13 protein-coding genes are annotated in these 12531 nt (G+C 33.1%); 12 read left to right on the top strand and 1 reads right to left on the bottom strand.

From position 1 onward, the window contains the following. Positions 1-60 precede the first annotated feature (60 nt). The 10 genes from deoC to V5J73_RS01945 all read left to right on the top strand — a co-directional run bounded on the left by deoC (position 61) and on the right by V5J73_RS01945 (position 8191). On the top strand, positions 61-804 hold the full coding sequence (gene deoC, locus V5J73_RS01900) for a deoxyribose-phosphate aldolase (protein ID WP_338647231.1): 744 nt from the start codon (positions 61-63) through the stop codon (positions 802-804). A 19-nt stretch (positions 805-823) separates the two neighbouring features. Further along, complete coding sequence (locus V5J73_RS01905) at positions 824-2947, top strand: gliding motility protein RemB (protein WP_338647232.1); 2124 nt, start codon at positions 824-826, stop codon at positions 2945-2947. Between the two features lie 82 nt (positions 2948-3029). Next, a complete protein-coding gene (cyoE, locus tag V5J73_RS01910) occupies positions 3030-3932 on the top strand; it encodes a heme o synthase (protein WP_338647233.1) in 903 nt (300 codons plus the stop codon). Between the two features lie 2 nt (positions 3933-3934). Continuing rightward, complete coding sequence (locus V5J73_RS01915) at positions 3935-4522, top strand: cytochrome c oxidase subunit 3 (protein WP_338647235.1); 588 nt, start codon at positions 3935-3937, stop codon at positions 4520-4522. Positions 4523-4564: 42 nt separating this feature from the next. Beyond that, complete coding sequence (locus tag V5J73_RS01920) at positions 4565-5542, top strand: cytochrome c oxidase subunit 3 (RefSeq protein ID WP_338647237.1); 978 nt, start codon at positions 4565-4567, stop codon at positions 5540-5542. 18 nt (positions 5543-5560) lie between these two features. Further along, complete coding sequence (locus V5J73_RS01925) at positions 5561-5911, top strand: cytochrome C oxidase subunit IV family protein (protein ID WP_131914990.1); 351 nt, start codon at positions 5561-5563, stop codon at positions 5909-5911. A gap of 75 nt (positions 5912-5986) precedes the next feature. Then, positions 5987-6628 carry a hypothetical protein gene (locus V5J73_RS01930; RefSeq protein ID WP_338647239.1) on the top strand — a complete coding sequence of 214 codons (642 nt, stop codon included), beginning with the start codon at positions 5987-5989 and terminating at the stop codon, positions 6626-6628. A 6-nt stretch (positions 6629-6634) separates the two neighbouring features. Continuing rightward, entirely contained in the window at positions 6635-7321 is a 687-nt protein-coding gene (locus V5J73_RS01935; RefSeq protein WP_338647240.1) for an SCO family protein, read from the top strand. A gap of 2 nt (positions 7322-7323) precedes the next feature. Continuing rightward, positions 7324-7908: a DUF420 domain-containing protein gene (locus tag V5J73_RS01940; RefSeq protein WP_338647241.1), complete on the top strand. Its 585-nt coding sequence runs from the start codon at positions 7324-7326 to the stop codon at positions 7906-7908. Continuing rightward, positions 7898-8191, top strand: a complete 294-nt coding sequence (locus V5J73_RS01945) for a hypothetical protein (RefSeq protein WP_338647242.1) — start codon at positions 7898-7900, stop codon at positions 8189-8191. The genes V5J73_RS01940 and V5J73_RS01945 overlap by 11 nt, the downstream gene beginning before the upstream one ends. A gap of 19 nt (positions 8192-8210) precedes the next feature. Here V5J73_RS01945 and V5J73_RS01950 read toward each other — a convergent pair whose 3' ends face one another. Then, positions 8211-9620, bottom strand: a complete 1410-nt coding sequence (locus V5J73_RS01950) for a DUF4403 family protein (RefSeq protein ID WP_338647243.1) — start codon at positions 9618-9620, stop codon at positions 8211-8213. Positions 9621-9816: 196 nt separating this feature from the next. Here V5J73_RS01950 and V5J73_RS01955 point away from each other — a divergent pair, with 196 nt between their 5' ends. Together V5J73_RS01955 and V5J73_RS01960 are read left to right on the top strand one after the other, a co-directional pair. Beyond that, positions 9817-11187 carry a TolC family protein gene (locus V5J73_RS01955; protein ID WP_338647244.1) on the top strand — a complete coding sequence of 457 codons (1371 nt, stop codon included), beginning with the start codon at positions 9817-9819 and terminating at the stop codon, positions 11185-11187. 6 nt (positions 11188-11193) lie between these two features. Beyond that, positions 11194-12501, top strand: coding sequence for an efflux RND transporter periplasmic adaptor subunit (locus V5J73_RS01960; RefSeq protein ID WP_338647245.1), 1308 nt, complete (start codon positions 11194-11196; stop codon positions 12499-12501). The last annotated feature ends 30 nt before the right edge of the window (positions 12502-12531 follow it).

The following is a 12531-nucleotide window of genomic DNA, read 5'->3' on the forward strand; positions in this document are numbered from 1 at the left end:
GTTTATATAAAATGTATTTTTGTGTGTCATTATCTGCTATAATTAAGAAATCAAAGAGCAATGAATATCAAGCAATATTTAGATTCTACCTATTTAAAAACGGCAGAACAAGCGGGACTCAGTGAACAAGAAAATACTTTGGTAGTCAAAGGGTTTGTCCAAGAAGCAATAGAGCAGCATTTCAAGCTTATTATGGTCCGTCCTAATATGGTTTCTTTGGCAAAAAAAATGATTGTTGAATCGAATTCAATTGTGTTAATAGGTACTGTAATTGATTTTCCGGAAGGTAAATCTTCTGTAGAAGATAAACTTAATGAAGCTCATCAAGCAATACACGATGGTGCTGATGATTTAGATTTTGTATGCAACTATGAAGCTTTTAAAAGAGGAGAAATAGCCTTGGTAAAAGAAGAAATTTTGAAATGTACCCAATTAGGTTTAGAGAACAACAAGGTAGTCAAGTGGATTATCGAAGTGGCGGCTCTAAGTGATAAGGAGATTATTCAGTTGTCAAGTTTGATAAAAAATGTAATAGTTTCTAATTTTAAGCAAGAGCTTTTTGCTTCGGTTTTTGTTAAGTCGTCTACGGGTTTTTTTAAAACAGAAAATAATTTGCCAAACGGAGCTACTATTTCTTCTATAATGATGATGCTCGAAAATGCATCGCCCCTTCCGGTGAAAGCAGCAGGAGGTGTAAGGACTTATGAAGAAGCAGTTGAGATGATTCGATTAGGAGTGAAAAGAATAGGTACATCAGGCGCAAAAAGTATTGCTAACGGACAAAATTCACATAATGAATATTAAATTCACTAAAAATATAAACATGAAAAAGGGTTTGCTGACTTTATTTTTACTTTCGTTTTCCCTTTTTGCATATTCTCAAAATTCAAATACTACTTCGGTGCAAACGGGCAATTCGGCAACGCGTTTTCCTATTTTTCCTGATTGCGTAAATTTGCAATCTAAAGTCTTAGAGAATTGTTTCTACAATCAAGTTCAGGATTTTGTTTTTCAAAATTTTCAAGTTCCGGATAATTTAAAGCAAAATAATTTTAAGGGGGATGTAAAAGTTCTTTTTGAAGTAGATAGTAATGGTAACTTTAAAGTGATTTATGTGGACGCTATCGATGAGGCTTTGATTAAAGAGACAAAAAGGGTTTTCGGTACATTTCTAAAAATAGAACCGTCAACCTATAATGGAAAACCTACCTATTCTAAGTTTACCATTACTATTGCCATACCTTTAAAAAGTAGAGCGGAACTCGAAGCAGAAGCTTTGGCGAAAGCCGAAATAGTTTCAAATAATAAACCGAAGCTTACTGAATTGGACAGTATTGTGTATAAAAAGTTTGCTAATCCGGAGTTTGAAAGTCATTTGAATGTTCCTTTTTCACATAGTTATTACGCACAGTTTGATGGCGCTTTAAACCAAGTGGGGAGTAATAATCATACTGCTTCAAAGCCATATACGTATGCTGAGGTTTCAAAATATTACGATCTGAAGGCAGTAAATGAAAAGATAAAAAAGAAAGTTTCAGGTTGGTGGGCAAGGAAATTATGGAATGAGAGTACAGTTGAAATTCAGGGAGAAGGGTATTGGTTTACATTAAATCCTATATTTGATTTACAGGTGGGTAAAGCTTCAAAAAGTGAGGCCTCTTATACATATGTAAATACACGCGGAATCAATTTTAGAGGAGGTTTAGGTAAGCAACTTAACTTTTCTACCACAGTTTTTGAAAGCCAAGGACGTTTTGCAGATTACTTCAATCGTTATGCAGAATCTATTAAGCCTGCGGGAGGAAATCCTGCTATTATTCCAGGGATAGGAATTGCAAAAGATTTTAAAACGGATGCATATGATTTTCCTTTGGCGGAAGCCAATTTGACTTTTACACCTAGTAAATTTTATGATTTGCAATTGGGTTACGGCAGAAATTTTATTGGAGATGGATACCGTTCTTTGTTAGAAAGCGATGGTGCTAGTCCGTATCCTTATTTTAAATTGAATACTAATTTTTGGAAAATTAAATATACAAATACCTACATGTGGCTTAAGGACGTTCGTCCTGAGGTGACATTAGAAAGAACGTACGCCACAAAATTTATGGCAAATCATTATTTGAGTTGGAATGTTTCGAATAAATTAAATCTTGGTTTCTTCGAATCGGTGATTTGGACTAATTCAAATGATAGGGGATTTGATGTGAATTTTGTAAATCCAATAATATTTTATCGTTCGGTTGAATTTGCATCTTCTGCTCGAAGTGGGAATGCCTTTTTAGGATTGACTTTTAAGTATAAATGGAGTAACCAAATTAATTTTTATGGGCAGTTTATTTTGGATGAGTTTTCTCTTGGTGACATAAAAGAAAGAAATAATAGTTGGAAAAATAAGTATGGTTATCAATTAGGTGTTAAATATTATAATGCCTTCAAAGTAGATAATTTACTATTGCAATTAGAGTACAATCATGTGCGTCCGTATGTATATTCTCATAGTATGCCAATCACGAATTATGCGCATAACAATCAGAGTATAGGGCATCAATGGGGAGGAAATTTCAAGGAATTTATTGCGATTGCTCGTTATCATAAAGGAAGACTTTTTGCTGATGCAAAAGTTACTGTGGGTACTCGAGGGTTAGATTTTGATACGGCCGAAGACGGTTTTAACTATGGAGGAAATATCTATAAAGATTACGACGAAAATAGGGCTTTTGATAGTGATGTAAAGGTAGGTCAAGGGAATAAAACGGCTGTTTTTATTGCTGATTTTCAAGGAGGTTATTTGGTGAATCCCGCTACGAACCTGAAGCTTTTTGGAAGTTATATTTATAGAAGTTTTGATCCTGCAAAAAATACTGTAACAACTTTTACTGAAAGTACTAATTGGTTTACTTTAGGTTTGAGAGCTGATATTTTTAATTGGTATTTTGATTATTAATCTTTTGTGAATTGTTTTTTGTCAAATCCCTTTTGATGCACTACTTTTGCAAAAGTTTTTAGAAACAAACAAACTCTAAGTATTGAACGCAACACAAAATACATTTTCACTAAAATCCATTTATATTGATTTCCGAGAGATCACTAAAGCGCGTTTAGCGATCAGTGTGGTGTTTTCGTCTATTGCAGGATTCATGCTTGGGATTTATGATTTGCATTCGTTAGACTGGATGATTTTATTGAAGTTAGCAGTTGGGGGCTATTGTATGGTAGGTGCATCAAATGCATTTAACCAGGTTATTGAAAAAGATTTGGATGCTTTAATGGATAGAACGAAAAATCGTCCCGTTCCAGCAGGCAGGATGTCTCAACCTATCGCTTTGATTATTGCGAGTTTTTTAACAATTGTTGGAATAGCGTTGCTTTATACCATCAACCCAAAAACCGCTATGTTTGGCGCCATTTCAATATTTTTATATACAAGCGTTTATACTCCTTTGAAAACGATGACTTCATTGTCTGTTTTTGTCGGAGCTTTTCCAGGAGCAATTCCTTTCATGTTGGGTTGGGTTGCAGCTACGGGAGAATTTGGAATAGAAGCTGGGACCTTGTTTTTAATTCAGTTTTTTTGGCAATTCCCACATTTTTGGGCTATTGGATGGTTTTTGTATGAAGATTATGAGAAAGCTGGTTTTTTTATGTTGCCTACAGGTAAAAAAGACAAAGGAACTGCATTGCAGATTATTCTATATACGGTTTGGTTGATTTTAGCATCACTTTTGCCAGTTTTGGGATATACTGGGCGTTTATTCATGACTCCAATCGCTGCTATTGTTGTATTTTTACTGGGATTATGGATGCTTTTTTATGCTGTTCGATTGTATAAATTAAGAACTGCAAAAGCGGCCAGAACTTTAATGCTAGTTAGCGTTTCTTATATTACATTATTACAATTGGTTTATATATTTGATAAATTTTTAAGATAGTTATGGAGATGATAATGACAACAGAGGAGAAAAAATCCAGAACAGACAGATCATACAAGTTGATTTTATTGTTTGCAATGGTAAGTATGACGATGATGTTTGCTGGTCTTACCAGTGCTTTTGTAGTGAGTAAATCTAGAGCAGACTGGTTGAAGGATTTTCAATTGCCAATAGCATTTTATTATAGCACTGCTGCAATTATAGGTTGTAGTGTTGCTTTCCATTTGGCTAAAAAAGCAATTAAGAAAGACGATCAAAGTAAAACGACAATTTTTCTTTTGACAACATTAGTTCTAGGAATATTGTTTGTAATTTTACAGTTCGTAGGATTTGGACAAATAGTGGATAATGGGTATTATTTCACTGGAAGTGGAAGCTCAATAACCACTACTTTTTTATACGTTGTTACGGTTGTGCACTTGATTCACCTTGCTGGTGGCGTGATTTCACTTCTAATTATAATTTATAATCATTTTAAACAAAAATACAATTCATCTCAAACCCTTGGAATTGAACTAGGTGCAATGTACTGGCACTTTCTTGACTTATTGTGGGTTTATTTGTTTTTGTTTTTATATTTCTTTAAATAAGAAAAAAACGTAAATTTGGGAACTTTTTAACGAATAACTTTTATGGAAGCGACAGTTACTACTGCAAATAGTGAAGAAAAAACTTGGGGAGGCGGCAATGAGCCAATGGGAGCAAGTTATGGCAAATTGATGATGTGGTTCTTTATCGTATCAGATGCTTTAACGTTCTCTGGATTTCTAGCCGCGTATGGTTTTTCTCGATTTAAATTTATTGAAACTTGGCCATTGGCTGATGAAGTGTTTACTCACTTCCCATTTATGCACGGCGTATCTGCTCCGATGTACTATGTGGCATTAATGACTTTTATTTTGATTTTTTCATCTGTAACAATGGTTTTGGCTGTTGATGCAGGTCATCAAATGAAAAAGAACAAAGTAGTTCTTTACATGTTCTTAACCATTATCGGTGGTTTGATTTTCGTAGGATCTCAAGCATGGGAATGGAAAAACTTCATCAAAGGGGAATACGGAGCTATTGAAACAAAAGGAGGAAGTTTACTTCAGTTTGTGGATAAAGACGGAAAACGAGTTGCTTTAGCTGAATTTGCTGCTACTTTACCTGAAGAAAGAGAACAATTGACAAGAAGTAAAGCAAAATGGTTCATGGATGAGCCTAGCTTACCTTCTTATTCAGTTGCCGAAGTTCAAGCGGGTTTCAAAGCACATCCTGAACTTTTAATTAGAACTGAGGTTATTACCAAAGAGAAAACAAAAACAATTCTTTCTAGAGAAGAGTCTGAGTTGAGATTGAGTCAAGCACATTACGTAGTGGAAGGTGCAAACCTTACAAGAAACGAATACGGAAGTAAATTATTTGCTGATTTCTTTTTCTTTATTACAGGATTTCACGGATTTCACGTTTTTTCTGGAGTAATTATCAATATTATTATATTCTTTAATGTGCTATTAGGTACCTACGAGAAAAGAAAAAGTTATGAAATGGTAGAAAAAGTTGGGCTTTATTGGCACTTTGTCGATTTAGTATGGGTATTTGTATTTACAGTTTTCTATCTAGTTTAATTTTCAAAAGTAATTATCATGTCACACGAACACGTATCAAACATAGGTAGAATCTGGAAAGTTTTCGGAATATTATCTGCCGTTACAGTAGTAGAAGTTTATTTGGGTATATTAAAACCGGATTTTCTTTTTATGAATGATTTTTTAAGTATGAACTTACTTAATTGGATATTCTATGCTCTTACTATTTTTAAAGCCTATTATATTGTATATGCATTTATGCACATGGAAGGTGAAAAAAGTTCTTTAAGAAGTGCAGTTGTTTTTCCAGTAATCTTTCTGATATTATATTTACTCTTCATTCTTTTGACAGAAGGGGATTATATTTATGAGGTTTTTAAAAATTCTACTATAAAATGGAATTTTTAACAAGATATTAATTCAAAAAGAGGGTACGCATTGCGTACCTTTTTTTATTTTTGTACTTTAATAAGTATCATTACAATGAAAAAAAATAGTGTCCTTTTCGTTCTTTTTATTTTACCTATTGTTGCATATCTTTTCTTTGCTTCAGGTGTAAACGGTTTTACTAAACTACCAACAATAACTCCAAATACTGCTGATTTAGGAAATTGGCAATCTTTAGATGGTCAAAAAGTTAGTTTGAATGGTAAAGTAACGATTCTTGGTTTTATGGGTACTGAGCTTTTAAAAAATAGAGGGAATCTTTTTAACTTAAATCAAAAGATTTATCAAAGGTACCATGAGTTCAAAGATGTTCAGTTTGTGATGATTTGTCCAAAAGGGACTGAAAATGATGCCAAAAAAGTGCTTGATGCTTTAGGTGCTTTTACTGATGTGGCTCAATGGCGCTTTGTGTTTGCATCAACGGAAGAGATTAATGTGTATTATAATCAATTAAAATTGGTGGAAAAATTAGATGAGAATTCTGGTACACCAAAAGTTTACATCATTGATAAAAAACGAAATCTTCGTGGTCGAAAACTTGTGAAAGATGCTAAAGAGGGTTATAGTACATTTCACCCAGCGGAATTGAGTAATGAAATGTTAGATGATTTTAAAGTAATACTTTATGAATATCGTGCAGCCCTTAAAAAGAACAATAATGCAACTAGAAAAATTTAATATCTTATGTTCAAGAATAAATCATATATAGGAATCTCATTTGTCATTTTGATTTTTGGGATATACGCTATTCCAAAAATAGTAGAAAGAATTAAAAATGATAAAGTCATTCAAGGAGATCGACTTGATAGCGTTAATCAGGCTGTTGCAAAAGAAGGACAATTGATTAAAATAGGTCCTGCACCTAAATTCGAATTAGTTAATCAAGACAATAAAAAAATTACTGATGAAACATACAAAGGTAAAGTTTATGTTTTAGAGTTTTTCTTTTCTACCTGTCCTACCATTTGTCCCAAAATGAATGAAAGTATGTTGGTTTTAGAAAAGAATTTTTTTGGAAATCCTAATTTCGGGATAGTCTCCATCACTATTGACCCAGAACACGATACTGCGAAAGTTTTGAAAGAACACGCTAGCCTTTTAGGAGTAAAATCTTCAAATTGGAATTTTTTAACGGGGGACAAAGCCTATATTTTTAATTTAGCCAATAAAGGTTTTAATCTTTATGCAGGTGAAAATAAAAAAGTTGCCGGTGGTTTCGAGCATTCAGGATTGTTTGCATTGATTGATAAAAACGGGAATATCCGTTGTAGAAATGATGATTTTGGAAATCCAATTTTATATTATGATGGTTTGGATAAAAAGGGAGTGCGAAACATTCAACAAGATATTAATATTTTATTAGAAGAATAAGAATGGAAAATAATTCGTTAGAGCAGAGATTCAGTAAGTTCATTATAGCAGTTTCAATTTTAATACCCGTTGTGGTTGCCATACTGTTTGGAGTTAAACTAAAAGATTTTGGATATAATGTAGCCCCACTTTCCTTTTTACCGCCAATCTATGCGACTACCAATGGACTCACAGCTGTTATTTTGATTGCAGCCGTAGTGGCTATTAAAAACGGAAAAAGGAAACTTCATGAGTTGTTGATGACCTCGGCGATTGCTTTGTCAGTTGCTTTTTTAGTGATGTATGTAGCCTATCATATGACTTCAGTTTCTGCTGTTTTTGGGGATTCAAATCATAATCTTATTTTAGAGGATGCCGAAAAGTTGAGCGTAGGATCCTTAAGGGTTTTTTATTTAGTAATTTTAATTACTCATATTATTTTATCAATTGTCATCATTCCTATGGTTTTAATAACCTATGTTAGAGCTTTGGCACAAAATTTTGACAAGCATAAAAAAATCTCCAAAATAACTTTTCCAATCTGGTTGTATGTGGCAGTAACAGGAGTAATTGTTTATCTAATGATTTCCCCGTATTATGTTTACTAATAATTTAAGAAACGAATTTAAAGTGGTTAAAGCTGCTGGAGAACTAAAAAGCAATAGGAAAGGATATCTTTTTTCTTTATTGCTAATACTTGTTTTTAATCTTTTTCCGCTATCTATTAATGCACAATGTGCAATGTGTCGTGCTGCTTTAACGAGCAATGAAAATTCAACACAAGCGGCTGCGGTAAATGACGGAATCGTTTATTTAATGATTATTCCCTATCTACTTGTTGCAGGAATTGGGTATGCAATTTATAGAATGAAAAAGAAAAAATCAAGTTAATTTTTTTACAAAAATAAATTTATTTCAATCCATCAACGGACACGTTTACAGTTCCTTTTACTTTTATAAAGGCTATGATTGCTTGATTTGTCAATTGGATTTTTTGAAATTGAATAGCTTCCATTTTTCCATTTACGAAAACACCTGGCATTGGGGAATAATTTTTTAAATAAGCCATCATGCTTTTTTGACCTTCTTCAAGATTTGGTTTGATAGAGTAGCGACAACTTTGTTCTATTTTTCTTAAAATTAATCCTTGTGCTAGCCAATTTGCGGTGCGCATTAATTTATTTTTTGTGTCTAAGGCATAATCCAATTGATCAAAAAATACTTCTTTGGTTTTGTCATTATACTGAGGGTAACCAGCTAAATAGATGGTTCCGTTTACCGAACCTAAAACATCTAAAGCGATAATCATTTTTCCGTTTTTGTGCCAAATAGCTACGTTTTGAACTTTTATTTTCTTAGAACCAGAGCCAAACTCTTGTCCAGTGAAATTCTTAGTCATGAGTTTTGAAGCTTCCTGATAAGTAGAAATAGCAACAATGTTTGCGGTTATTTCGTCAGGTATTTTAGATACAGGTTTTAAAATAATTTTACTGGCATTAAATTTAGATTCGGGTTGCTTTCCTATTAATGTCTCCATTGTACATTTCATCCCCATATCTAGAACAAAAGTGTCGTTTTTCAGTTTAGCATTAGTTGAATAAATTTCGATAGGAACAATTCGGAGCCAACTTTCGTAAGCATCACTCATTTGAAAAGGCGCACAGATTTTCTCTAAAGCAGACAAAACATTCGGTTTGAAATCCATTGATTTTGCAATGGCATCATCAATTTTCTTTTCTATTGTAGACTTGAAAAGTTTTATTCCCGGATTGATAAGATAAGTAACAGGTAAGTTTTTGCCAAAAACAGTCATCGTAGGACTTTCATTCCAGTCCAATGATTTTAATTCCGTTTTGGTGTTCATTTTCCAATTGGTTAAGCCTACATCACTTAGTAAAGTTACTATGCCGTCAAGATTAAATTCTTTGGTGTTGTACAATTCGATGCCCATTTTCTTTGTCCCAATTCGGTATTTCACAACAGCTTTCAAAGGCAAGACTGTTATGATTTTTTGGCCATTCGCTCCGTGATCATTTTTGATTGTGATAGGAGCTAGTTTCCAAATTTTCATTTCTATATCATCATCTTCAATGTTACTGTCTTCGTAAATGAGTCCATTTAGGAGTGTGTTTGTTTGGTTTTCAATATCTTTTAGTTTTACACTAATTGGTAGATTAATAAAGGAAGGTGTGTTTTCATAAACCAATGGGGTAGCGTCATCTGGTTCGGGTTTTAAAGTGGCTATTTTATCTGTTGTAGAACAACTTGTAATCAAGGCTGTAAGTAGAAGTATAAGTAAAGCTGGGGAATATTTATGCATTTTTATTTTAGTTTGGTGAGGTAAAATTAGTAAAACAATTCTTTTTTTATGAATTTTTGTAACAAATGCTGATTACTAATGTCTAATTGTTTTATAACTGATTTGTGAATTAAATATTTTAATTTTATTTCATAGATTTTTATAAGAAAAAGTTAAATTTGTTTTGCAGCTATACTGCGCTTTTATTCAAAAATATATGAAAAAAAGAAGTTTTCTTAGTTTAATTAGTATCCTAATTTGGGGCGTTACAATTCAAGCGCAATCTAAAAAATGGACCTTAGAAGAATGTGTGAAGTACGCCATACAAAATAACATCTCCATCAAACAATCCGAGTTAGATACAAAAACCGCGGCCATTGATAAAAAAGGAGCGATTGGTAATTTCCTACCGTCATTGAACGCAAGCGCCAGTCATTCTTGGAATATAGGTTTGAATCAGGATATTACAACAGGGCTTTTGCGTAATCAAACTACTCAATTTACTTCTGCTGGAGCAAATGTGGGAGTGGATATTTACAAAGGTTTACAAAACCAAAACAATTTGCGTAAAGCGAATCTTTCAATTGTTGCGGCTAAATACCAATTATTAAAGATGCAGGAAGATGTAGCCTTGAATGTTGCAAATGCTTTTTTGCAAGTGCTTTTTAATAAAGAGAATTTAAAAGTACAGAGAGAACAATTGGGAATTAATGAAAAGCAATATGCGCGCTCTGAAGAATTAGTGAAAGCGGGATCTATTCCGCGTGGAGATTTATTAGACATAAAAGCGACTGTGGCATCAAACAATCAAAATGTGATAACTGCCGAAAATGCATTGTTAATTTCAAAATTAAGCTTAGCTCAGTTACTACAATTAAAAGATTTTGAAGACTTTGATGTTGTAGATGACACTGATATTAAGGATGAGAATAATATTATGGCGCAATCACCTTCAGTTATTTATGACAAAGCAAAAGAAGGTAGAACAGAATTGAAAATTGCACGAACCAATTTAGAAATTTCACAGAAAAATTTGGAAATCGCCAAAGGAGCTTTTCAACCTACTTTACAAGGATTTTATAGTTTTAACAGTCGTGTTTCTTATGCAGATGTTCCTGCATTTGATAGCATGGGTAATTTGATAGGTACAAAAAGTCCAGCGCCATTTTTTAATCAGTTTAGTGATAATAAAGGACAGTCCTTTGGTGCTCAACTATCAGTTCCTGTATTCAATGGATTTTCTGCTAGAAATAATGTAGAGCGTTCAAAAGTAAGTTTGGAACGATCAAAAATTGCAGTAGAACAACAAGATTTAGATTTACAAAGAAATGTTTTTACAGCGTTTGCAGATGCAAAAGGCGCACTCAATGCTTATGAATCTTCGGTTATAGCCCTTGAATCTCGTCAAGGAGCGTATGACTATGCCAAAGAAAAGTATACTGTAGGTTTGATGAATTCTTTTGATTTTAATCAATCGCAAACCTTATTAACTAATGCACAATCAGATGTTCTTAGAACAAAATACGATTATATATTTAAAATTAAAATACTAGAATTCTATTTTGGAATTCCACTTATCAAAAACTAATTTATTATGTCAAAAAAAACAATTTATATCCTAGTAGGTGGAGCAATAGTACTTATTGTTGCGTTAATAGCACTTTCTAAATCTGGAGTTATCGGGAACAAGGACAAGGGAACTGAAGTTGAGATTGCTCAAGTTAATCCAGTAACCATTGTTGAAACAGTATCGGCCACCGGAAAAATTCAACCAGAAATTGAAGTTAAAATATCATCTGAGGTATCAGGAGAGATTATTTCATTAAATGTAAAAGAAGGTCAAGTAGTAAAAAAAGGAGATTTATTGGTTAAAATAAATCCGGATTTATATACATCAGGTTACAACCGTTCTGTTTCAAATTTATCAGGTACTAAAGCGAATTTGAGTCAAGCAGATGCTTCATTCAAAGAATCTAAGTCAAATTATGACCGAAATAAAACATTATTCGAAAAAGGAATTATTTCAAAGTCAGATTGGGATAAAGCGATTGCTTCGTATGAAGTTGCAAAGGCAGCTAAGCAAACCGCTTATTTTAATGTTCAAAGTGCATCGGCAACTGTAAATGAGGCCAAAGACAATCTGGGTCGTACTACAATTTATGCACCTGCAGATGGAACAATTTCAATGTTGAACGTAGAGCTAGGAGAACGTGTTTTAGGAACGCAACAAATGACTGGTACGGAAATTTTGAGAGTGGCTAACTTGAATAATATGGAGGTTGAAGTTGATGTCAATGAAAATGATATTGTGAAAATAAAAGTAGGTGACGATGCTAATGTTGAAGTTGATGCTTATCTTAAAAAACAATTTAAAGGAATAGTAACTAGCATTTCTAACTCCGCTAGTTCTGCCTTGACAGCAGATCAGGTAACTAATTTTAAAGTTAAAGTGAGAATTCTTAAAGAATCGTATCAAGATTTATTAGAAGGAAAACCAGATACTTATTCTCCTTTTAGACCTGGAATGACTGCAACAGTAGATATCATTACAGAAACAAAAACAAATGTGTTATCAGTGCCAATTAGTTCTGTTGTTGTCAAATCAGATACGGCAAGTGTCAAAGAAATTAAAGTAGAAGATCTTAATGAAGATCAAAAAGGAGCTGCGCCTAAAAGTGACAAGAAATTTGAATGCGTATTTGTGAAAGTGGGAGATAAAGCTAAAATTAGAATTATCAAAACTGGAATTCAAGACGATACAAATATAGAGGTTTTAACGGGTCTTAAAAAAGGAGATGTTGTTATAGCTGGTCCTTACAGTACTGTTTCGAAGGACTTGAATTCTGGTGATAAAGTATCTTTAATTACTGATAAAGACAAAAAAGGAGAGAATAAAAAGTAATTGTCTGTACTAACAGTTTTGAAATCACAA

It is taken from the genome of Flavobacterium sp. KS-LB2 (assembly GCF_036895565.1).
Lineage (GTDB): Bacteria > Bacteroidota > Bacteroidia > Flavobacteriales > Flavobacteriaceae > Flavobacterium.

Coding starts and splice junctions, on each gene's coding strand:
- deoC (WP_338647231.1), top strand. CDS start 61: ATGAATATCAAGCAATATTTAGATTCTACCTATTTAAAAACGGCAGAA.
- V5J73_RS01905 (WP_338647232.1), top strand. CDS start 824: ATGAAAAAGGGTTTGCTGACTTTATTTTTACTTTCGTTTTCCCTTTTT.
- V5J73_RS01915 (WP_338647235.1), top strand. CDS start 3,935: ATGGAGATGATAATGACAACAGAGGAGAAAAAATCCAGAACAGACAGA.
- V5J73_RS01920 (WP_338647237.1), top strand. CDS start 4,565: ATGGAAGCGACAGTTACTACTGCAAATAGTGAAGAAAAAACTTGGGGA.
- V5J73_RS01925 (WP_131914990.1), top strand. CDS start 5,561: ATGTCACACGAACACGTATCAAACATAGGTAGAATCTGGAAAGTTTTC.
- V5J73_RS01930 (WP_338647239.1), top strand. CDS start 5,987: ATGAAAAAAAATAGTGTCCTTTTCGTTCTTTTTATTTTACCTATTGTT.
- V5J73_RS01935 (WP_338647240.1), top strand. CDS start 6,635: ATGTTCAAGAATAAATCATATATAGGAATCTCATTTGTCATTTTGATT.
- V5J73_RS01940 (WP_338647241.1), top strand. CDS start 7,324: ATGGAAAATAATTCGTTAGAGCAGAGATTCAGTAAGTTCATTATAGCA.
- V5J73_RS01945 (WP_338647242.1), top strand. CDS start 7,898: ATGTTTACTAATAATTTAAGAAACGAATTTAAAGTGGTTAAAGCTGCT.
- V5J73_RS01950 (WP_338647243.1), bottom strand. CDS start 9,620: ATGCATAAATATTCCCCAGCTTTACTTATACTTCTACTTACAGCCTTG.
- V5J73_RS01955 (WP_338647244.1), top strand. CDS start 9,817: ATGAAAAAAAGAAGTTTTCTTAGTTTAATTAGTATCCTAATTTGGGGC.
- V5J73_RS01960 (WP_338647245.1), top strand. CDS start 11,194: ATGTCAAAAAAAACAATTTATATCCTAGTAGGTGGAGCAATAGTACTT.